Below are 21,483 nucleotides of genomic sequence, written 5' to 3' on the forward strand. Positions count from 1 at the left end.
CGCTTCGAGGCACAGCTGCTGGTCATCGGCGGGCGCAGATCCAGAGGTGTTGCAGGCCAATCCACTCTCCAGCTTCCTGCTTCTGTTTTGAAACTCCGCGGCTGCGAGTGCAGAACACATCGCTGTGGCACCCGCGGTTCAGAGTAAGCGCTGCCTGAAAGCCCTTCTTCCCAAGCGTGTCGATGCTGTGCTGCCTCGCCTTCAGGTGGGGAGCTTTGAGCCGGCATTATGGTCGACGTTAGTGACGACGCGAGTGGCGGCGGATATCGCCGGGTCGAGGTGCTGACGGGCCCTGGGCGCCGCCGGCGGTGGTCGGAGGAGGCCAAGGCCCGGATCGTCGCGGAAACGCTCGCCCCTGGCGCCGTCATCGCCGAGGTGGCGCGTCGTTGGCAGGTCTGCTCGCAGCAGGTGTTCACCTGGCGGCGGGAGATGCGGCACAACGCGCCTCCCTCGTTCGTGCCGATCGTGGCGGAGCCTGGTGCAGCGTCGCGGGAGCCCACCCCATTGCCCTGCATCGAGATCCAGGTGGCCGGGGCGCTCGTGCGGGTATCGCCAGACACAGATCCGGTCCTGTTGACGATGGTGCTCCGCGCGCTGCGAGCCGCGGCGGCGTGATCACGCTGCCAGGTGGTGCGCGAGTGCTGCTGGCCAGCCAGCCGGTGGATTTCCGCAAAGGGGCGCATGCCTTGGCCGCCCTGGCGGCCGAGGTGCTGAGCGCCGATCCGTTCTCGGGAGTGGTGCTGGTGTTCCGGGCCGAGCGTGCCGACCGAATCAAGATCGTGCTCTGGGACGGCAGCGGCCTGGTGCTGATCAGCAAGCAGTTGGAGAGCGGGGCATTCCGCTGGCCGCCGATCGTCGATGGCGCGGTGCGGCTGACGCCGGTGGAGTTCGCCGCGCTGTTCGACGGCATCGACTGGACGCGGGTGCAGAGCACGAAGCGGATTCCCACGCCGAGCGTGCCTGCGTAGACTCGCGGGCAGGATGGGCGCCGCGGACACCATGCCGAGCCTGCCGGAGGATCCCGCGGCGCTGCGCGCGCTGCTGCTGGCGACGCTGGAGCAGCGCGATGCCGCGCTGGCTGAGCGCGACGCACTGGCAACCCGGAACGAGCAGCTGCACCACTTGCTGCTGAAGCTGAAGCGGCGACAGTTCGGGCAGAAGTCGGAGCGGCTGCCGGAAGACCAATTGCTGTTCGCGTTCGAGGAGATCGAGGCCACGCTGGCGGCCAGCGAGGCCGAGGCGGGCCAGCGCTCGAAAGCGCTGCGGGAACAGCAGGCCAAGCGCCGCCGCGGCAACGGCGACCCGTTGCCACCGCACCTGCCGCGCATCGAGCAGGTGCTGATGCCCGAGCGGGAGACCTGCCCCTGCTGTGATGGCCTGCTGGTCGAGATCGGCGCCGACAGCGCCGAGCGGCTCGATGTCCTGCCAGCCCGGTTCCGGGTGCTGGTGACCCGGCGCCCCAAGCTGGCCTGCCGCGCCTGTCCCGGGGTGGTGCTGCAGGCGCCCGCTACAGAGCGGCTGGTGCCCGGCGGGCTGCCGACCGAGGCCACCGTCGCCCAGGTGCTGGTGGCCCGCTACGCCGACCATCTGCCACTCTACCGCCAGGCGCAGATGCTGGCGCGGCAGGGGCTGACGCTGGGACGGGAGGTGCTGGCCGACTGGCTGGGCACCGCCGCGCTGGAGATCCGGCCCGTGGTGCGCCGCCTGCGCGAGATCCTGCTCGCCTCACCGCGCTTGTTTGCCGATGAGACCACCTTGCCGGTGCTCGATCCCGGGCGCGGTAAGGTGAAGAAGGGGTACGCCTGGGCCCTGGCGCGCGACGACCGGCCCTGGGGTGGCACGGATCCTCCGGCGGTTGTGTTCCACTACGCCCCCGGCCGCGGGCAGGAGCACGCCAGGGCGCTGCTGGCGGACTACCGTGGCATCGTCCAGTGCGATGGCTATGCTGCCTACAAGGCGCTGACCGGGGACGTGACACTGGCGTTCTGCTGGAGCCACGTCCGCCGCGGGTTCTTTGACCTAGCCAGAAGCGGCGCGGCGCCGATTGCCACCGAGGTGCTGCAACGCATCGCCGCCCTCTATGCCATCGAGGCGGAGATCCGTGGCCGGCCTGCTCCAGAACGCCTGGCGATGCGCCAAGCCCGCAGTCGGTCGCTGGTGGCGGAACTGTTCACCTGGCTCGACGCCCAGCTCGGGCGCCTGCCGCGCAGCAGCCCGACGGCGGAGGCGATCCGCTACGCGCTGAACCACCGAAAGGGACTGGAGCAGTTCCTCGACGATGGTTGCATCGAGACGGACACCAACATCGTGGAGCGGGCCATCCGCCCCATCTGCCTCAGCCGCAAGAATGCACTGTTCGCCAGCGGTGACAATGGTGGCGCCCGCTGGGCCGCCATTGCCTCCCTGGTGGAGACCTGCAAGCTGAACGGTGTCGATCCGCAGCGCTACTTCACCGACCTGCTGACCCGCCTCGTCAACGGCTGGCCCAACAGCCGCATCGACGAGCTCATGCCATGGTGCTGGGCCAAGCCCGGTGACCAGCCGTCAAGCGCTGCCGCATAGGGTCTCCAGGCAGCGCTTACGATTTAGACGCTTCTCAGAACGACTGGCGTGCGAAATAGATTGGCTGAAGCTGTAGCTCCACGAGCCTCTCACCGACATCACGACCGTAGATGGTGGCGCGGGTGACGAGGCCTTCGCCCCGCCTCCTCGAAGGAGACGTGGCATTGCGGCCGCCGTCCCTTGCCGAAGAGTCTGCCGCGCCGGGATGTGGAGCATCTGTCTGTTGAGGGTGGCGCCTGCCAAGCTTGGTGCCGTGCGCCGCAGAAGGGGGGGGCTAAGGACGTGTCTTGTCCGGCTCGCTTGCAGTGCTGCCGTTTTTTGCCCTCTTGATGCGGGTTGGCGACCCCTGGGCAGCGCCTGCCGCGTTGCCGGCCGTCCAGCCCCAGCCTGGACAAAGGCGGGTGACCAGCGGCTCCCGCATGCGCTGCCAACCGGCCGCCCTCAGCCCGATGCGCCCGTGCTCCATGGCCCTAACCGCGCCTGGCCGCCCGCCGGACCGCCTGGCTTGGAACCTCCTCGCCGCGCTCCCTCTCATCGCCGCCGTCACCGATTGATTCTAAATAGATCCTCTACACAGCGCGCAGGCTGCATTGCCGCAGCCGAGAATTCCCGGGAGGCACGGTGCGATGTTCGTGAAGGCGGGCGATCTCGACGTCCATGTGCAGGTTGAGGGCCCTCCGGGTGCTCCCTGGCTCCTGTTGCTTCATTCCCTCGGCACGAATGCCCATATCTGGGACGATACCGCCAAGGTTCTGGCCCGTTGCTGGCGCGTCGTTCGTCCGGATCTGCGTGGACATGGCCTGACCACGGTAACTCCTGGACCCTACAGCATCGAGCAGATGGCGCAGGATGCCTTGGCAGTGCTGGACGCACTCGCCACCCGGCAGACGCATGTCGGCGGCATCTCCCTCGGCGGCTTGATCGCGCAGTCCCTGGCAGCACAGGCGCCGGAGCGGGTGCGCAGCCTCATGCTGCTCGACACCGCCTTGGCGGTTCCTCCGGCGGAGACATGGCGCGCCCGCGCCGCCACCGTGCGCGCGCAGGGCATGGAACCCCTGGTGGACACCGTCACCGCCCCCTGGGTCACGCCTCAGGCCAGGAACGCACCGTTTGCCCAAGGCCTGCGCGCCATGCTCAGGCGCACCGACCCGGAAGGCTATGCCGGCGCCGCCGAGGCGATTGCCGCCGCCGATTGCACCGAAGCCGCCCGCCGCCTGCGCCTCCCCACGATGGTGCTGCTCGGCAAAGGCGATGCGTCCACTCCGCTCGCCAGTGCCGAAGCCCTGCGCAATGCCATTCCAGGCGCACAACTCCAGCTCATCCCGGACGCCGCTCACCTGCCACCTGTGGAACGGCCAGAGGCCGTGGCTGCGGCCTTGTGTGCCTTCTTGGCTGCCCAGGAGGCCAATCCCGCTCAAGACCCCCTCGCGGCGGGCCTCGCCGTGCGGCGGGCGGTGCTGGGCGAAGCGCATGTGGCCCGGGCAAGTGCTGCCGTCACTGCGCTCGACGCACCTTTCCAGGACTACATCACCCGGAGTGTCTGGGGCAGCATCTGGACCCGCCCTGGTCTGCCGCGGCACACCCGATCCCTGCTGACGCTGGCGCTCATGGCCGCGCTGGGACGGGAAGGGGAGTTCCTGCTGCATGTGCGCGCCACCCGCAACACCGGCGTGACGCCCGAGGAAATCGCGGAGGTGCTGCTGCAGGTCGGCGCCTATGCTGGCGTGCCCCTTGCCAATCATGCCCTCAAGCTGGCCAAGCAGGCGCTGAAGGAGATGGAGGAGACGCCATGAGCAACATCATCCCGGGCTACCGGAGGCCAGACCGGCTGTCACAACCGCCCTACGACTCTGCGGGCTACGGCAGCACGCGCCTCCGTCACCCCCAGCAGCCGCCGCTCCGCCTGCCGCACACCCGCACCGAGACCAGCGCGCCGCGCTTCTCGCCGCAACGCTATGCCCCGCGGACCGACCTCACGGTCCAGGCGGATGGCTCCGCGGCCATGGGTGAGCGCATCATCGTCGGTGGCCGCGTGCTCGACGAAGACGCCCGCCCCGTGCGCAACGCCATGGTCGAGATCTGGCAGGCCAATGCCGCTGGCCGCTACAACCACCCCGGCGACGACCATGATGCTCCGCTCGACCCGAACTTCCAGGGCATGGGCCGCGTCTTCACCGACCAGGATGGCTGCTATCGTTTTGTCACCATCCGCCCGGGCGCGTATCCCTGGCGGAACCACAAGAATGCCTGGCGGCCGAACCACATCCACTACTCGGTCTTCGGCGACGGCTTCGCCCAGCGCATGATCACCCAGATGTACTTCCCCGGCGATCCCTTGTTGGCGCTCGACCCCATCTTTCACGCCATCCCCGATGAAGCTGCCCGCAACCGCCTCGTCGCGACGTTCGACCTGGAGCTGACGCGGCCGGAATGGGCGCTCGGCTACAGGTTCGACCTCGTGCTGCGCGGACGGGAAGCCACCCCGATGGAGGATCACCACTGATGCCGACGCCCACGCCCGAGGCGGCACCGGCGCAGGGCCTCGTCGCCTCCGCCCACCAGACGGCCGGTCCCTACTGGCATCTGGTGGACTTCCCGGAATGGGCCGACACCACCCGCCATTTCGGCGACCGCCTGCCGCCTGGCGAGCGAATCGTGCTGACCGGTCGCATCACCGACGGCGCGGGCGCTGCGGTCGCCGACGCCATGGTGGAGATCTGGCACGCCGACCCGATGGGTGAATACCCCGACCCGAACGGCCCCGAAAAGGAGTTCCAGGGCTACGGGCGCTGTGCCACGCAGGCCGATGGCAGCTTCCGCTTCGTCACGCTGAAGCCGGGCCCGTCGCCGCTGGATGGTGAGGCGCGCGCGAACCTCCGGCAGGCGCCGCATGTCGCGCTGGCCGTCTTCGCCCGAGGCCTGCTCACGCATCTCTGCACCCGCCTCTACTTCGAGGGCGAGCCGCTCAACGAAACCGACCCCGTGCTGAACACGGTTCCGCCGGAACGCCGTGGCACACTGATCGCGCGACCGACCGGGCCCGGAACCTGGACCCTCGACCTGCGCCTGCAGGGCGAGGGTGAGACCGTTTGGATGGAGATCTGACGCCATGGCCGTGAACCCAGCGGATGGCGCCGTTTTCGGCGCGCTTTACGGCACCGACGCCATGCGTTCGGCGCTGGACGAGGGCGCCGTGCTCCAGCGCATGCTGGACGTGGAGGCCGCCTTGGCCCGCGCGCAGGCCCGCCTTGGCATCGTGCCGCCCGCCGCCGCCGAGGCGATCACCGCGGTGGCCCGCGCGGAGCGGCTGGACCTGCCGGCCCTTGCCGTCGCCACCCGCAACACCGGCTACCCCGTGGTCGGGCTGGTGAAGCAGCTCTCGGCCGCCGCAGGTCCGGAAGCGGGGCGATGGACCCACTGGGGCGCAACCACCCAGGACATCATGGACAGCGCCACGGTGCTTGTGCTGCGCGACGCGCTGGACCTGCTGGGCACCGAGCTGGACCGGCTCTGCGCCGCCCTGGCCGCCCGGGCCGAGGAGCACCGCGGCACGGTGATGGCCGGCCGCACGCATCTGCAGCACGCGCTCCCCGTCACCTTCGGCTACAAGTGCGCCGTCTGGCTGGCGCCGCTGCTGGCGATGCGCGAGCGCCTGGCGCAGCNGGCGCCGCTGCTGGCGATGCGCGAGCGCCTGGCGCAGCTTCGCCCGCGTGCGCTGCGGGTGCAGTTCGGTGGCGCGGCCGGCACGCTGGCCTCGCTGGGAGAACACGGGCTCGACGTGGTGCACGAGCTGGCGAAGGAGCTCTCGCTCGGCGAGCCGAGCATCCCCTGGCATGTCGCGCATGACGCGCTGGCCGAGGCCGTCTGCTGGTGCGGCCTGCTCTGCGGCTCCCTGGCAAAGCTCGCCACCGACGTCATGCTGCTGATGCAGACCGAGGTGGCGGAGGTCGCCGAGCCGCATGCCCCGGGGCGAGGCGGTTCCTCCACCATGCCGCAGAAGCGCAACCCGATCGCCTGCGAGTACGTGCTCGCCCAGGCGCGCGGCGTCCATGCGCTGGTGCCGCAGATGCTCGCCGCCCTGCCGCACGACCAGGAGCGCGGCACCGGCCCCTGGCAAGCCGAGCCGCTGGCCCTGTTCCAGGCGCTCCTGCTGACCCACGGCGCGCTGAGCCAGGCGGTGATGGTGGCGGAGGGCATGACGGTGGACGCCGCCCGGATGCGCCGCAACCTCGACAGCACCGGCGGCCTCATCGTCGCCGAGGCGGTGATGATGGGCCTGGCGCCGGTGCTCGGGCGCGAGGCGGCGCACCATGTGGTCCACGAGGCCTGCGACGTTGCCCTGGCCGAGGGGGTTCCGCTGGCCGAGGCGCTCGGCCGGGAGGAGGCGATAGCCTCGCGGCTGGATGCCGCCGAGATCGCCCGCCTGACCGACCCCGCCGGCTATCTCGGCAGCGCCGGCGCCTTCGTGGACCGCGTGCTGGCGGACTTCCGGGGCCGCTAGTGGCTGCCCGCGAAGTCCGTGGGTCGATCCAGGAACGCAGCGGACCAGCAGGACACCAGCCGGCGGGCGGGTACCGGCCGCCGGTGCCCGGCCCCCGTCCGCGGCGGCCCGAACGGTTCCGCGAATGCCATGAAGAAGCCTGGCCGAGGAAGGGTGCGCCGCGCCTTCCCGGCTCCGCGAGGGATACCGACATGAATGCCGAGCCCAGCCTGGATGTTCAGGACTTTCTGGACGAGCACCCGTTCTCGCCGCTGCAATGGACCCTCTTCGTCCTTTGCTTCTTCGTCGTTCTGCTGGACGGCTTCGACACCGCGGCCATCGGCTACATCGCGCCCTCGCTGATTGCGGAATGGGGCGTCGCGCGGCCGGATCTGGCGCCGGTGCTGAGCGCGGCGCTGTTCGGCCTGGCGGCGGGCGCGCTCGCCTCCGGCCCGCTGGCCGACCGCATGGGCCGCAAGCTGGTGCTGGCCGGGGCCGTGGCCGTCTTCGGCCTGGCCTGTCTTTCCTCCGCCTTTGCCGGCAGTCTGGACCAGCTCGTCATCTGGCGCTTCATCACCGGCATCGGGCTTGGCGCCGCCATGCCGAACGCCGTGACGCTGACCAGCGAGTACTGCCCGCGCGCGCGCCGCGCCATTCTGGTCAATGCCATGTTCTGCGGCTTTCCGCTGGGCGCGGCCTTCGGCGGCTTCCTCGCCGCCTGGATGATCCCGCAATGGGGGTGGCGCAGCGTGCTGGCGCTGGGCGGCGTGGCACCTCTCGCGCTGACGCTGCTGCTGATCCTGCTGCTGCCGGAGTCGGTGCGCCACATGATCGCGCGGGGCCAGCCGGCGGAGCGCATCCGCCGCGTGCTGTTCCGCATCTCCGCCACGGCGGCGCAAACCTCCCGCTTCACCCTGGCCGAGGGCACGCCCGCCGCGGGCGCGCGGCACGGCGCCGGCCTCGTGCTCTCGCGCCCCTATGCCCTGGGTTCGGCGATGCTGTGGATCGCCTACTTCATGGGGCTGGTGATCTTCTACGCGCTGATCAACTGGATGCCGCTCCTGTTCAGCGACGCCGGCCTGGCGCCGCGAACGGCCTCGCTGACCGCGGCGCTGTTTCCGCTCGGCGGCATCGGAGCCATCTTCTTCGGCTGGCTGATGGATCGCTTCAACGGCAACAAGATCGTCGCCGCAGGCTTCGTTCTGACCTCGCTGGCCGTCTGCGTGATCGGCCTCGCGGCGGGGCAACTCGGCCTTCTGATGGCCGCCGTGCTCCTGGCCGGTGCCCTCATGAACACGGCGCAGACCTCCCTGCCGGCGCTGGCCGCCAGCTTCTACCCGACCGAGGGCCGGGCGACGGGCGTGGCCTGGATGTTGGGCTTCGGCCGGTTCGGCGGCATCGCCGGCTCGTTCCTGGTGGCGGAGCTGGCGCGGCGGCAGCTCACCCTGCCGCAGATCTTCATGGTGGTTGCCCTCCCGGGCCTGGTCGCCGCGGCCGCGCTCGCCGTCAAGCAGATGGCGCATCCGATGCGCCTGCCGGCCCCTCCCAGGAAGCCGGGCGTGGTGCCGAGCCGCTGACGCCGACCTGGAGGCCTCACGGGTCCGTCTGGCGCGGGGCCGGGAAGGGGGCGCGGGAGCCTGGCGCGCTCCCCCCCGCCACGCGGATCGGGCTGGAGCGGATCCCGACCGGGTGGAATCACCCAATCGGGTGAAGACACTCGTCAACACAAACCGCTAGCGCGTTCGAAGTGAGCCAAAGCGAAGGGAAGCCGCTCCAGGCTCCCGCCCAGCTCCGGAAAAGGGACCCACATGACCGACGATCGGGACGACGCCCTGGCGGGCTGGCAGCACGCCCCGCTGGACAGCACGCTCGAAATCCACTGCCACGATGCTCCGCCCCCGGTACCGCCGGACCTCCAGCCCCTCCTGGAGGCGCACTGGCAGGCAGCGCAGGAAAAGGCCGGTGGGCGCCTCTTCGATGGCCCGGTGTTCACGCTCACCAGCGTTTCGCCCGCACGGCTCGAAGGCGCCTTCGTGCGCTACAAGGCGCTGGTGGCGCAGACGCGGGAGCCGGCGCTCTTCGCCCGGCTCGGCCTGCGGGCGCTGTCGGTCTGCGGGGTACTCGAATGCGCCGACGGCATTGTGCTGGGCCGGCGCGGAGGGGGAGCCACCTACCAGCCCGGCATGTGGCAGCTGCCGCCGGCGGGCAGCGTCGACGCGAGTGCGCGGCAGGGCACACGGATCGACGCGAGGGCGCAGATCCTGTCGGAGCTGGAAGAGGAGGTCGGCCTATCCGCGGCGGAGGTGGAGGCGGCCACGCCCTTCTGCCTCGTTGTGCATCCCGGCACGCACTACCACGACCTCGGCATCCGGCTGCGGACACCCCTGCGCGGGGAGCAAGTCCTGGCGCGCCAGGAGAAAGTCACTCATCGCGAATACTTGGAGCTCCGCATCCTGCCACACCAGGACCTGCCAGGCTTTCTCGACGGGCTTGCGGGGCAGGTCGTGCCGACAACGCGGATCCTGCTTCAGCGCCTCCAGCTTCTCGGCTGAAGGGCTTCCGGCGGCCGGAGCGCAGCGCGGCCGGCCAGCCCCAATTCGGGCAGATTTGTGGCTTTTTTCAGGCTGTTTGGAGCGGAAGCCGCCACGGAATCGCTGTGACGCCTGCAACGGGGCGAGCAGCGCGGGCTGAATTTTATCAACCAAAAGTAGAATTATATTTTATAATTTTCACTTTAAAAGACTCTGCTCTTGTCTGTCATGTCGCCTCTAGAGCGAGAAACGACATAGTTTCATCAATCCAATTTTTTGTTCAGAGCGAAAATTCATAGGTTATTTCTTCCATCTTCCGGTTTCAGTCCCTGAAGTACAAAATTCCGGCATGTGGCGGTGCGTCATTCGCTCGACTTTCCGTGAGCCGTCAGCTAGGGCTTTGGCGGTTCCTTCGTCGGCCGGGCCGAAGTCATGGCCTGATTTAGACGCAAATCTTGCGGGATTTTTCTTGGTCGTCGCTGCGGGGTGCAGAGACGAATGGGATCTCCTGCGCCCGTTGCATAGGATTTACTATGGCCCTTCTTGGTGTCTATGTCGGCAACAGCACCCGGGATCTGGCGCAGTTCGAGAATTGGCTCGGACGCGCCGTCGATGGCGTGCACGGAGTAGTTGGAAATTCCAACTGGGACGACTTCGTCCAGAGTGCAAGCTGGGCAGCGGACCGCCTCTGGGGTCCCACGGGCCGCGACGTCTTCTGGTCCGTTCCCATTCTCGCTGGCGATGCCAATCTCCATTCAGCGGCGAACGGCGATTACAACCAGTACTACCGCTCGGTCGCTGAAGACCTGCTCAGCGGCCACAGCGGCAGCGATCCGATCTACGTGCGCACCGGCTGGGAGTTCAACGGCAACTGGTTCTCCTGGTCCGCCGGCGGCCAGGAAGGTGACTTTGTCAACGCCTTCCGCCAGTTCGTGGACACCTTCCGCTCGGTTTCGGACAAGTTCAAGTTCGAGTGGACGCCGAACGAGGCCTATGGCGGGATGGATCCTGCCAAGGCCTATCCGGGCGACGGCTATGTCGACGTGATCGGCATGGACTTCTACTGGAAGCCCGAATACCAGGGCTCGGACCCCCGCGAGGCCTGGGACCTGCTGGTCAACGAGACCTACGGGCTGAAGTGGCACCAGGACTTCGCCTCCGCGCATGGGAAGCCCACCGCCTTCTCCGAGTGGGGCGTCACCACGAATGACGGTCGCAGCTTCCTTGAGCTGGCGAAGGAGTGGTTCGACAGCCACGACGTCGTCTATCACTCCATCTGGGATTCCGACGTCCATTATCCCGGCCGCATGTCCGACGGCAGCGGCGGCGACACGGGCGAGGCCTTCAAGGCGCTGTTCGGCTCCGATTCCGGCTACACCTGGACCAACAACGGCAGCTCCTCCGGCGGCAATAGCAGCTCGACGGACAGCAGCTCGACCGATGGCGGCGATGGCGACGCCTGGTCGGGCGACAACTCCGGCGGCACCGACTGGAGCAATGGCGGCGACAGCTCGCAGCAGGGCGGCAACCAGCTGGCGCTCTCCGGCGATCCGCAGCACCAGAGCTGGGGCAGCGGCGGCTACGACACCTGGTACGGCACCGACGGCAACGACTGGCACCAGTCCAACGGCGGCGGCGACGCCCTGTATGGCGGCAAGGGCGATGACACCTACAACGTGTTCGCCTCGAACGACACGCCGATGGAGAAGGCCGGCGAGGGCGTGGACACCGTCACCACCTGGATCAAGGACTACACCCTGCCGGACAACGTCGAGAACCTGATCTTCTTCGGTGACGGCTGGAGCAACGGCACCGGCAACGGGCTCAACAACATCATCACCGGCACCAGCAGCAGGAACGTGCTGGACGGCAAGGGCGGCGATGACGAACTGACCGGTGGCGCCGGCCCCGACACCTTCGTGCTGGCGAAGTGGGAGGGTCACGACACCATCACCGACTTCTCCGCCGGCGAGGGCGACCGGCTGGAGTTCCGCGGCTTCGGAGGCGACGCCAAGCTGAGCCATGATGGCGACGTCTGGACCCTTACCGACAGCGACGGGTCGAGCATGAGCTTCACCCTGAACCACGTCACCAACCTGTCCGGCTCCGACTACCACTTCGCCTGATGCGTGCATTCCGCGCTCCGCCACACGTGCGGAGCGCGGCACCGCGCCACCTCTGCCCGCCTTCAGCAAAATTTCACGTGAGCGTGAGATTGTCGTTTCCCTGAAGCGGCGTTTTCCCGCATCGTCGCGCCGCAGGGACGCCAGACAAGGGGGGAAGCGTGGCCGAGTTCTGGGCAGAGTGGGGTAGTTTGGCTTATCTGGCGGCCGCGGCCTGGGCCTTTTTCGAGGGCGAAACGTTTGTCTTGCTGGCGGCTGCGGCGGGCAGGGCCACGAGTACGATCAATCCCTGGTTCCTGATGCTTTCCGTGTGGATCGGCTCCTTTTTGGGAGACCAGCTGTGGTTCACCCTGGGCCGGCGCTACGGCGTCCACGCGCTGCGCCGCATCCCGGGCGGCGAGAAGCGCATCGGTTCGGCGCTGCGCTTCCTGGAGCGCTACGGAACGCTCTTCGTGCTGACCTTCCGCTTCGTCTACGGCGTCCGCAACGTGGCCTCCGCCGCCTGCGGCATCGCGGGCATGCCGCATCCCCGCTTCGCCTTCCTCAACTTCATCGCCGCCGGCCTCTGGGCCGCCTCCTTCACGGCGGCCGGATGGTTCGCCGTGGCCTGGCTCGGCGAGCAGGGAACCTCCTACGCCCTCGCCGGCATCGGCGCGGTGGTGGTGCTCTACCTCCTGTTCCGCCTGGTGCAGTTCTGGCGCCGCCCTCCCGCCCCGCGCCAAGAGGAGCGGCCGCCGGTGGTCCGCACCAACCAGTTGCCGCCCGCCGCGCCAGAGCGCACGCAGACCCTGAACCGCATCGCCGTTTGAGCGCCGCACGCCACGCGCGTTCTGCGTGACCTCCCGCCACCTGCCGCGTTGGGCTTCCGGCGGCAGCGAGGGACCGGGCGAAGGATGCGAGGCGGGTGGTGGAGCATGGGCCTTCTTCTTGCGGCGCTGTCCTGCGCCGCGCCTCCGGCAGGGCAGGACGCCGCCCGGCTGGGGCATGAAGCGCCCTGGCGGGCACGCATCGCCGGCGAGGCGCTGGCGGAGTGGCAGGCCTGGGGCCGCCTGACCGTGGACGGCTGGCCGGAAGCGCTTGCCGAACCCGCCGACCCCGCTCTCTTCGAGCGGGTGTTGGCCTATTGGGACAGCGTGCCGGCCGAAGGTCCGGCGGTGGCCCGCCGCCAGCGCACGACCTTTGACGCGCTCATGGCGGGGCTGGCGGAAGGCGGCGGGGAGGCGGCGCTGCCGGCCATCTCGCTCTGGGCCTATCCGGCCTGGTCGGCCGCCTTCATCAGTCATGTCATGGCCCGGGCGGGCGTGCCCGGCTTCGTGTTCCCGCCCGCCATCGCCCACGCAACCTATGTGGACGCGCTGCTCTCCCAGGCCACATGGAACTCCGCCAGCGCGGCCTTTCTGCCGCATGATCCCGGCGGCTATGCGCCCCGGCCGGGAGACCTGCTCTGCGCCGACCGCTCCCTGGTGCCGCTGCTGCACTGGCAGGAGCGCCTCGCCGAGCCCGGCCGGTTCCGCGAGATGCATTGCGACGTGGTGGTGGCCGCCGCGCCCGGGCGCGTGCAGGCGGTCGGCGGCAACGTGCTCGACGCGGTGGTGCTCCGCCGCTTCCCCGCCGACGCGCAGGGCCGGCTGTTGCCGGCACCGCCGGACAAGCCGCCTTTCCTTGTGGTCTTCGAGAACCGCCTGGACGTGCCGCCCGCCCGCTGAGCGACGCGCGTCAGGGTGTGCTGGAAGCCGGCTGCCGGCGCTGCGCGAGCCATTCCACGGCCTTCCGTCCGGCGGTGCGGCCGGTGGCGAAGCAGGCCTGCAAGAGGTAGCCGCCGGTCGGCGCCTCCCAGTCCAGCATCTCACCCGCCGCGAACAGGCCGGGATGGCGCCGCAGCATGAGTCCCTCGTCCAGTTCGGCGAGCGCCAGCCCGCCCGCCGACGAGATGGCCCGCTCAAGCCCCAGCGGGGCGAGCAGGCGCAGTGGCAGCGCCTTGACCAGGTCGGGCAGCCGCTCTGCCGGCACCCCCTCGTGCAGCGCCTCCTGCAACAGGCCGATCGAAACCGGCGGCAGCCCCAGCGCCTTGCGCAGAAAGGTGGAGAGCGACTGGCCCCGGCGGGGTGCCGCCAGCCTCAGAGCCACCTCCTCCGTGCCGAGGTCCGGGCGCAGGTCGAGCATCGCCACCGTGCTGCCCCGCGCGGCGATGGCGTCGCGCATCGGGGCCGAGAGGGCATAGACCGCGCCCCCCTCGATGCCTTCCGCCGAGATCACCGCCTCGCCGCGCACCGTCCGGCCCCCGAAGCTGAGCGCGATGCGCTTCAGCGGCGTCCCGGCAAAGCGCGTGCGGAACACCGCCGACCAGCCGATGCGGAAGCCGCAATTGCTCGGCCGGAACGGCGCGATGGCGAGGCCGGGCAGGGCGCCCGTCCAGCCGCCGTCGGCGCCCAGGCGTGGCCAGGAGGCGCCGCCGAGCGCCAGCACCACCGCCCCGGGGGCATGGGTGATGTCGCCCTCCGGCGTGGTGAAGCGCAGATGCCCGCCCGCGTCGAAGCCGTGCCAGAGATGCCGCGTGCGGATTTCCACCCCCCCTTCACGCAGCCGCTCCAGCCAGGCGCGCAGCAGTGGCGAGGCCTTCATCGCCTTCGGGAAGACGCGGCCGGAGGTGCCGGTGAAGGTCTCCTGTCCCAGCGCCTCGCACCAGGCCCGCAGCGCGTCAGGCGGAAAGGCGCCGACATGCGGCGCAAGCCTCGCCTCGGCCGCGCCATAGCGGCGGAGGAACTCCGGCAGCGGCTCGGAATGCGTGAGGTTCAGCCCGCCGCGGCCCGCCATCAGGAACTTCCGTCCGGGTGAGGGCATGCGCTCGAACACCACCGCGCGGTGCCCTGCGGCGGCAATCGTCTCGGCGGCCATGAGGCCCGCCGGGCCACCGCCGAGAATGGCGACCCAGTCGGCGGAGCAGGGGGATGCGTGTGACACGGGCAGCCTTATAGCCCGGCCGTGCCGCCGCGGAACGCCGCCCGAGGGGCCTGGCCGCGATGGTGGCTCATTCCAGCCGCACCGGGGGCGTGCTGGCGCGGCGCAGCAGATCCGAAGCCCAGAACAGCAGAGACCGCCAGAAGCCGTGCAGGGCGAGCTGGTGCCGGCGGTAGAGGGAGTCGTAGCTGATCTGCGCCAGCCGCCCCTGGATGAAGGTGCCGCCGCCCAACAGTCCATGCCGGCCAAGGCTGCCGAAGGCGTTGTAGTGCCCGAGCGCCACCAACGCACCCTGGTGGTGGTAGGTGAACTCCGGCAGCGGCTTTCCCTCCAGCAGCGCCGGGATGGCGCGCGCCAGGTGCCGCGCCTGCTGCTGCGCCACCTGCGCCGTGGCGCCGAGCGGACGCTCCTGGCCGGGCGGCACCAGCCAGGCGCAGTCCCCGATGGCGAAGACATGGTCGTCGCGCGTCGTCTGCAAGGTCGGCCGCACCACCAGTTGCCCGCTGCGGGCGCTTTCCAGCCCGCCCACCTCGCGCAGGAAGGCCGGCGCCGCCACCCCCGCCGCCCACACCTTCAGCTTCGCCGGGATGGTGCGCCCGTCCTTCAGGTGCAGCGCCGCGGCATCCACCGATATGACCTCCGCCCCGGTCAGAACGGTGACGCCCTGGCGCGCCAGTTCCTGCCGCGAGGCCTCGGCCACCCGCTCCGGAAGCGCCCCCAGGATGCGGGGGGCGGTTTCGATCAGGGTCAGCCGCAGCCGGTCCCGCAGGCCGGGGAAGCCGTAGCCGGAGGCGAGGTCGAGCGCGGTGCTGATCTCGGCGCTCAGCTCGACGCCGGTCGCGCCGGCGCCCACGACGGCGATGTCCAGCGTCGCGTCGCCCGGCGCGGCGAGGCAGCGGATCGTCTCGTTCCGCAGGGCGGTGTTGAAGTCCTCCGCCTGGTTGCGGCTGTCGATGAAGTGGCAATGCTCGCGCACGCCCGGGATGCCGAAGTCGTTGGCCCGGCTGCCCACGGCCAGCACCAGCACGTCATACTCCGCCGCGCGCGGCGGCAGCACCTCGGTGCCGTTGCGGTCCCGCAAGGGGGCGAGCCGCACGCGCTTCGCCTCCCGGTCCAGCCCCTGCATCTCGCCCGGCAGGAAGCGGAAGGTGTGGCGGTGGGCATGCACCACGAAGCCTAGCTCCTCCTGCCCGGTGTCCAGCGTGCCGGCCGCCACCTCGTGCAGGCGCGGCTTCCAGATATGCGTCGAATCGCGGTCGATCAGCAGGATCTCGGCGCGTCCCCGCCGGCCGAGGCTGCCGCCAAGGCGGGTGGCGAGGTGCACGCCGCCCGCGCCGCCGCCGACGATGACGATGCGGGGCCGGGGAGGGCGGACGGGGGGCTGGGCCATGCAACGTCCTCCATGCGGAACGGGGCGACGCCTGGCGGCGACGCCCCGCAGTCTCGCCGGAGCAACCAGCCTGCGCCCGGCGAGTTTCCGGACGCGGCGGCCTACTTCGCCGCGCTGTGCTCCCGCTCCCGGTGCGCATGCTGGCCGCGGCGGCGGAAACGGCGGTGCGTCGCCTCCCGCATCCGCTGGAACACCACATAGAGCATCGGGATCAGGAAGATGCCGATGGTGGAGGCCGCGATCATGCCGGCGAAGACCGGCGTCGAGACCGCCCGCCGCGCAAGCATGGCCGCCCCCGAGGCCCAGACCAGCGGCACCAGGCCGAGGATGAAGGCGATCGAGGTCATCATCACGGCGCGGAACCGCAGCTTGGCACCCATGACCGCCGCCTCGGCGATCGGCCGGCCTGCCTCGCGCTGCTCCTTGGCGAACTCCACGATCAGGATGCCGTTCTTCGCCGCCAGGGCGATCAGGACCACAAGGCCGATCTGCGCGTAGAGGTCCATCGGCATCCCGGCCAGCATCAGCGCGCCGACCGCTCCCAGCACGCCGACGATCACCGAAAGCAGCACGGGCATCGGGATCACCCAGCTCTCGTAGAGCGCCACCAGGAAGAGGAAGGCGAAGAGCACGGCGAGGCCGAGGATGACGCCCGTCTGTCCCGAGGCGCGCTGCTCCTGGAAGGAGGTGCCGGTCCACTCGAAGGCATAGCCGGCGGGCAGCGTGTTGCGCGAGATCTCCGCCATGGCGGCAATGGCCGCGCCGGAGGAGACGCCCGGCGCCGGGCTGCCGCTGATGGTGATGGAGCGGTAGTTGTTGTAGCGGGTGATCGTCTGCGGCCCGACCACCGTCTTGGCGGTGGCGATCGAGCGCAGCGGCACCATCACGCCGCGCCTGTTGCGGATCTGGATGTTCCAGAGATCCTCGGTCTCGCGCCGGTCGGACGCCTCGCCCTGCACCAGCACCTGCCAGGTGCGGCCGTAGAGGTTGAAGTTGTTCACGAAGCTGCTGCCGAGGGTGGCCTGCAGCGCCGAGAACACGTCGCTCATGGTCAGGCCGAGGGCCTGCGCCTTGTCGCGGTCGATGTCGAGGTAGAGCGAAGGCACGCGGGCACTGAAGGTCGAGAAGACCTGGGTCAGCCGCGGGTCCTGGTTGGCGGCGCCCACCAGGGCCTGCATGACGCTGCCGATTTCCGCCGGCTCCGCACCGGCCAGCGATTCGAGCTGGTACTCGAAGCCGCCGCCGGTGGAGAGGCCGATGATCGGCGGCAGGTTGATCGGAATGATCTGCGCGTTCCGGATCTGCTGGCTCTCCGCGAAGATCCGCCCGATCAGCGCCTGCACGGAATCCCCCGCGCCCGCGCGCTCGCTGAACTCCTTGAGCTGCACGAACATGGTGGCCGAGCTGGAGCTGGCGCCGCCATCCAGCAGCGAGAAGCCGACGATGGAAACGGCGTCCCGCACCTGCGGCATCTGCCTCAGCCGCCGCTCCATGTCGGCGACCACCCGGCTGGTGCGGGGCAGGGCGGCCCCGTCCGGGAGCTGGAAGGCGATGATGAAGGCGCCTTGGTCCTCCTGCGGCAGGAAGCCCGAGGGGATGCGGCTGGCAACCGTGTAGGCGCCAAAGCCGAACACGCCGACCAGCACCAGCGAAACGATGGCCAGCCGCAGCAGCCGGCGCACCACGGCCGCATAGCCGTCCCGCACGTTGTCGATGCGGCGGCCGACCCACGCCATGATGCCGCGCCGCGGCCCGCTGTGCCGCAGGAACACGCCGCAGAGCGCCGGCGAGAGCGTCAGGGCGTTGATGGCCGAGATGACCATGGCCGTGCTGATCGTCACCGCGAACTGGCGGAACAGCTCGCCCGAGAGGCCGGGGATGAAGCCGATCGGCACGAAGACCGAGAGCAGCACCAGGGTGATGGCGATGATCGGCCCCGTGATCTGCGCCATCGCCTTCTTGGTGGCCTGGCCCGGGGTCAGCTCCGGCTCCTCCTCCATCACGCGCTCGACGTTCTCGACCACGACGATGGCGTCGTCCACCACGATGCCGATGGCGAGCACCATGGCCAGCAGCGAGACCGTGTTGGCGGAGTAGCCGAGCATCAGCAGCACCGCGAAGGTGGTGATGAGGCTGACCGGCACCGCGATGATCGGAATGAAGGTGGCCCGGATGTTGCCGAGGAAGAGGAACACCACGATCGCCACCAGAACAAAGGCTTCCAGCAGGGTCTTGATGACCTCGTGGATGGTGTCGTTGACGAAGATGGTGGTGTCGAAGACCGGCCGCAGGGTCATGCCCTGGGGCATGCGCTCGCGCACGCGGCTGATGGTCTTCTCCACGGCGTCGGCGGTCTGCACCGCGTTCGCCCCGGGGGCGAGGTAGAGGCCGATGCCGACGCCGTCCTGCCCGTTCAGCCGGGTGGTGACGTCCAGGTTCTGCGCCCCGATCTCGACGCGCGCCACGTCCCGCACGCGCAGCACCGAGCCGTCGGGGTTGGCGCGCAGCACGATGGCGCCGAACTGCTCCGGCGTGGTGAGGCGGCCCTGGGTGCGGACGTTCATCTGCACCTGCTGGTCCTTGGGCATCGGCTCCGCGCCGATGCGACCCGTGGGGGCCTGCACGTTCTGGGAGCGGATGGCGGCGACGACGTCGGAGGGTGTCAGGTTCAGGCTGGTCAGGCGCTGCGTGTCGAACCAGATCCGCATCGCGTAGTTCTGCCGGCTGAACAGCGTGGCGGAACCGACGCCCGAGGTGCGGGAGAGCTCGTCCAAAACGTTCAGGGTGACGTAGTTGGTCAGGTAGAGCGGGTCGTACTCGCCCTGCTTGTCGGCATACAGGAACAGCACCTGCAGGATGGAGGAGGACTTCTTCTCCACCTTGATGCCCTGGGCCTGCACCTCCGAGGGCATCAGCGCCATCGCCGCCTGGACGCGGTTGTTGACGTTGACGGTGTTGATGTTGGGGTCCGTGCCCAGCTCGAAGCTGACCGTGAGCGAATAGCTGCCGTCGTTGCCGCTGTTGCTCTTCATGTAGATCGAGCGGTCCACGCCGACGATCTGCGCCTCGAGCGGCTGCGCGACGGCGGCCTCGACCACCTCGGCCGAGGCGCCGGGATAGGCGGCGGTGACCTGCACCTGCGGCGGCACGATGTCGGGGAACTGCGAGACCGGGATACGCGTGAGCGAAAGCGCGCCGGCGATCGTCATCACGATGGCGATGACGATCGCGAGGCGCGGCCGGTCAACGAAGACCGAGGAGATCATGCGCTCAGCCTCCCTGGCGTGGCGCGGCGGCGGCCGGCGCGCCCGCTTCGACCGGCGACGGCATCACCGGGCTGCCCGGCCGCACGCGCTGCAGACCCTCGACCACGACATGCTCACCCTCGCGCAGCCCGTCGGAGATCACCGCCAGCTCCGGCGTTGAGTGCTGGCTCATCTTCACCGCGCGCCGCTCGGCCACGTTGTCCTTGCCGACGACATAGACAAAAACTCCGCGCGCGTCGGTCAGCAGGGCGGCGCGCGGCACGGTCAGCATCTCGACCGGCTGCACCGCCTCGACGACGACGTTGACGAACTGGTTCGCGGTCAGCTCCCGGTATCCCTCGGGGGTGCGCGGGTTCGGAATGCGGCCACGCAGCAGCACGCTGTCCGTGTCGCGCCCCACGTCGATGTCGACGAAGCCGAGATGGCCGACCCGCTCGTAGAGCCGCCCGTCCGGCAGCTGCACCCGCAGCTGGACGGCCGAGAGCCCGCCGCGCGCGGCATAGCGCTGGCGCACCTCCGTCATGGTGCGGACCGGGACCGTGAAGGTGACGTACATCGGGTCCTGGCTGACGATGGTGGTCAGCACGCCCGAGCCGGCGGCGACGACATTGCCCTCCGTCACGTTGGCGCGGCCGATGCGGCCGGCGATCGGCGCGCGGATCTCGGTGTAGTCCAGGTTGATCTGGGCCTGGCGCTGCCGCGCCTGGGCGGAGAGCAGCTGCGCCTGGGCGGTGCGCTGCGCCGCCACGGCGGTGTCCACCGTCGAGCGTTGCCCGGCCGGCGTGTTCAGCAGCGACTGGGCGCGGTTGAGCGTGATGTTGGCGTTCTGCAGCTGCGCCTCGGCTTCGGCGACCGAGGCCTTGGCGACCTGCAGTTGCGCCTCGAAGGGGCCGCGCTCGAGGCGGAACAGCAGGTCGCCCTGCGTCACCTCGGCGCCCTCCTCGAACTCAACCTTTTCCAGGAAGGCGGTGACGCGCGGCACGATCTCCACGCGGTCGATCGCCTCGATCCGGCCGATGAAGCTGTTGGTTTCGGTGACGGCGCGGCGAGCGACCTCCGCGACCCCGATCGCCGGGGGCCCGCCGCCGGGCCGCTGCGCCATGGCTGGAGCAGCGAGCAGGAAAAGGCCGAGGGCGGCGAGCCCACGACGGATCAGGAGCGCCATGAAACCTCCAGTGGGTGCTGCGGGGCAGGCTGAGGCTTGTAAAGATACCTTCGTGTATGTATATAAACGGCTGATTTCAACTCGCAAGGTCGGAAATGGCGCGCCGCACAAAACAGGAAGCCGATGAGACGCGCGAGGCCCTGCTGGACGCCGCGGAACATGTCTTCCTCGACCGTGGCGTGGCGCGGGCTTCCCTTGATGAGATAGCGCGGTTCGCGGGCTGCACGAGAGGGGCGGTGCATTGGCATTTCGGTGACAAGCTTGGTCTTTTTCTGGCGCTCGACGAAAGGCTGATCCTGCTGCAGGACGAAATGAAGCGCCGGCTCTGCAGCGATGAGGCCGCGCCGCCGCTCGAGCACATGGCGGAGTCCATCACCACGGCCCTGACCGAGCTGGAGAACGATCCGCGCCGCCGGCGCCTGCTGACCATCATGCTGCAGCGCTGCGAGTATGTGGCGGAAATGGCTCCCGCCCTGCTGCGCCGGCGCCAGGCCGACGCCGCCATCCGCGCCAGCCTGCGTGACAGCTTCCGTCGCGCCGCGGAGCGTGGTGAACTCTCCGCGGACTGGCCGCCGGAGCGGGCGGCGCTGTTCCTCCAGGCCCTGATCGGTGGATTCCTCAACGAATGGCTGCGGGGGGAAGCGGATTTTACCCTGGCGGGCGAGGTCTGCGCCGCGGTCCGGGGCTTCTTGAGCTGCACGGCGGTCAAGCCCGTTTCCTGAGGAGAACGTGATTCATGCGTGTTCTGTTGCGGCTGGCCGCGCCTGCACTGACGGCCCTCCTGGCTGCCTGCTCCGGCGGCACCTCCGCGCCAGATGCAAGCGTCGGCGGCACCACGATGCGAAGCATCGAGGGAAACCCCGCCGGGGTCGCGCCGCTGCGCCCCGAGCCCGGCGACATCTGGGGCGACGGGCTGCTTGCGCCTGTCGCTCCGGGCCGATGACCCGTCTTTTTCCGCCTCCAAGGGATATGCGCCGATGATCGCCGCGAGACTGCGAGTTGTGTTGG

The 21,483-nt window shown here is 69.7% G+C and carries 18 protein-coding genes; 14 read left to right on the forward strand and 4 right to left on the reverse strand.

Translation table 11 applies throughout. The features are described from left to right. Positions 1-228 precede the first annotated feature (228 nt). From tnpA to E0493_RS21770, 12 genes are all read left to right on the forward strand, one after another. The gene (tnpA, locus tag E0493_RS21715; protein ID WP_160939364.1) at positions 229-615 is read left to right on the forward strand and encodes an IS66-like element accessory protein TnpA; all 387 of its coding nucleotides are present in this window, start codon (positions 229-231) and stop codon (positions 613-615) included. After that, on the forward strand, positions 612-968 hold the full coding sequence (tnpB, locus tag E0493_RS21720; RefSeq protein ID WP_160939365.1) for an IS66 family insertion sequence element accessory protein TnpB: 357 nt from the start codon (positions 612-614) through the stop codon (positions 966-968). The genes tnpA and tnpB overlap by 4 nt, the downstream gene beginning before the upstream one ends. Before the next feature lie 13 nt (positions 969-981). Continuing rightward, a complete protein-coding gene (tnpC, locus tag E0493_RS21725; RefSeq protein ID WP_160939366.1) occupies positions 982-2,562 on the forward strand; it encodes an IS66 family transposase in 1,581 nt (526 codons plus the stop codon). A gap of 626 nt (positions 2,563-3,188) precedes the next feature. After that, positions 3,189-4,355, forward strand: a complete 1,167-nt coding sequence (gene pcaDC / locus E0493_RS21730; RefSeq protein WP_160939367.1) for a bifunctional 3-oxoadipate enol-lactonase/4-carboxymuconolactone decarboxylase PcaDC — start codon at positions 3,189-3,191, stop codon at positions 4,353-4,355. After that, positions 4,352-5,065, forward strand: a complete 714-nt coding sequence (gene pcaH, locus E0493_RS21735) for a protocatechuate 3,4-dioxygenase subunit beta (protein ID WP_160939368.1) — start codon at positions 4,352-4,354, stop codon at positions 5,063-5,065. Before pcaDC ends, pcaH begins: the two co-directional genes overlap by 4 nt. Further along, positions 5,065-5,667, forward strand: a complete 603-nt coding sequence (gene pcaG / locus E0493_RS21740) for a protocatechuate 3,4-dioxygenase subunit alpha (protein WP_160939369.1) — start codon at positions 5,065-5,067, stop codon at positions 5,665-5,667. Before pcaH ends, pcaG begins: the two co-directional genes overlap by 1 nt. 61 nt (positions 5,668-5,728) lie before the next feature. Beyond that, positions 5,729-7,063 (forward strand): class-II fumarase/aspartase family protein, encoded by a 1,335-nt coding sequence (locus E0493_RS21745; protein WP_456316354.1) that lies wholly within the window; start codon positions 5,729-5,731, stop codon positions 7,061-7,063. A gap of 191 nt (positions 7,064-7,254) precedes the next feature. Next, positions 7,255-8,619, forward strand: a complete 1,365-nt coding sequence (locus E0493_RS21750) for an MFS transporter (protein ID WP_160939371.1) — start codon at positions 7,255-7,257, stop codon at positions 8,617-8,619. A gap of 231 nt (positions 8,620-8,850) precedes the next feature. After that, positions 8,851-9,594 (forward strand): NUDIX hydrolase, encoded by a 744-nt coding sequence (locus E0493_RS21755; protein WP_160939372.1) that lies wholly within the window; start codon positions 8,851-8,853, stop codon positions 9,592-9,594. Between the two features lie 512 nt (positions 9,595-10,106). Next, entirely contained in the window at positions 10,107-11,699 is a 1,593-nt protein-coding gene (locus E0493_RS21760) for a glycosyl hydrolase (protein ID WP_160939373.1), read from the forward strand. Positions 11,700-11,857: 158 nt separating this feature from the next. Continuing rightward, positions 11,858-12,505: a DedA family protein gene (locus tag E0493_RS21765; protein ID WP_160939374.1), complete on the forward strand. Its 648-nt coding sequence runs from the start codon at positions 11,858-11,860 to the stop codon at positions 12,503-12,505. Positions 12,506-12,610: 105 nt separating this feature from the next. Further along, a complete protein-coding gene (locus E0493_RS21770) occupies positions 12,611-13,402 on the forward strand; it encodes a DUF2272 domain-containing protein (RefSeq protein WP_235913956.1) in 792 nt (263 codons plus the stop codon). A gap of 10 nt (positions 13,403-13,412) precedes the next feature. Here E0493_RS21770 and E0493_RS21775 read toward each other — a convergent pair whose 3' ends face one another. The 4 genes from E0493_RS21775 to E0493_RS21790 all read right to left on the reverse strand — a co-directional run bounded on the left by E0493_RS21775 (position 13,413) and on the right by E0493_RS21790 (position 20,475). Continuing rightward, positions 13,413-14,657 carry a TIGR03862 family flavoprotein gene (locus tag E0493_RS21775; protein WP_367614568.1) on the reverse strand — a complete coding sequence of 415 codons (1,245 nt, stop codon included), beginning with the start codon at positions 14,655-14,657 and terminating at the stop codon, positions 13,413-13,415. 67 nt (positions 14,658-14,724) lie between these two features. Further along, entirely contained in the window at positions 14,725-16,044 is a 1,320-nt protein-coding gene (locus tag E0493_RS21780) for an NAD(P)/FAD-dependent oxidoreductase (protein ID WP_160939375.1), read from the reverse strand. A gap of 101 nt (positions 16,045-16,145) precedes the next feature. Continuing rightward, positions 16,146-19,310: an efflux RND transporter permease subunit gene (locus E0493_RS21785; RefSeq protein WP_160939376.1), complete on the reverse strand. Its 3,165-nt coding sequence runs from the start codon at positions 19,308-19,310 to the stop codon at positions 16,146-16,148. A 4-nt stretch (positions 19,311-19,314) separates the two neighbouring features. Beyond that, positions 19,315-20,475 carry an efflux RND transporter periplasmic adaptor subunit gene (locus tag E0493_RS21790; RefSeq protein WP_160939377.1) on the reverse strand — a complete coding sequence of 387 codons (1,161 nt, stop codon included), beginning with the start codon at positions 20,473-20,475 and terminating at the stop codon, positions 19,315-19,317. Between the two features lie 95 nt (positions 20,476-20,570). Here E0493_RS21790 and E0493_RS21795 point away from each other — a divergent pair, with 95 nt between their 5' ends. Continuing rightward, complete coding sequence (locus E0493_RS21795; RefSeq protein WP_160939378.1) at positions 20,571-21,197, forward strand: TetR family transcriptional regulator; 627 nt, start codon at positions 20,571-20,573, stop codon at positions 21,195-21,197. A 14-nt stretch (positions 21,198-21,211) separates the two neighbouring features. Further along, on the forward strand, positions 21,212-21,418 hold the full coding sequence (locus E0493_RS21800) for a hypothetical protein (RefSeq protein ID WP_160939379.1): 207 nt from the start codon (positions 21,212-21,214) through the stop codon (positions 21,416-21,418). Positions 21,419-21,483: the final 65 nt, after the last annotated feature.

Origin of the sequence: Teichococcus coralli, assembly GCF_009829925.1 — a bacterium.
Taxonomy (GTDB): domain Bacteria; phylum Pseudomonadota; class Alphaproteobacteria; order Acetobacterales; family Acetobacteraceae; genus Pseudoroseomonas; species Pseudoroseomonas coralli.